This window comes from Chitinophaga sp. GbtcB8 (assembly GCF_019091455.1).
In the GTDB taxonomy this organism is placed as follows: domain Bacteria; phylum Bacteroidota; class Bacteroidia; order Chitinophagales; family Chitinophagaceae; genus Chitinophaga.
Window position 1 is genome coordinate 1 of sequence record NZ_JAGXJN010000437.1, and the last position, 234, is coordinate 234.

Here is a 234-nt window from a genome sequence, read left to right on the forward strand (position 1 = left end):
CGTTCTACCCGGCTACATCTATCATACCGCCGATCATAAAGTCGGGGTACAGCTCAAACTTTTTACCCCGCAGGTATTTAATGGAAGCATCTATAAGCACGCAGAAGTTATGCGGTAATATTTTGGTGGAAAGGCCCACGGCAATACCTTCCGCGCCCTGTACCAGCAGCAGCGGGAACTTCATGGGCAGGGTGAGCGGCACGTTCTTACGGCCATCGTAGCTCAGCTGCCAGG

The 234-nt window shown here is 53.0% G+C and carries 1 protein-coding gene; it reads right to left on the minus strand.

Annotated features, from left to right (window positions below; all coding sequences use genetic code 11):
* Positions 1-4 precede the first annotated feature (4 nt).
* The coding region (locus KVT36_RS32260; protein ID WP_254640289.1) for a DNA gyrase subunit A at positions 5-234 on the minus strand (230 nt) is incomplete at its 5' end.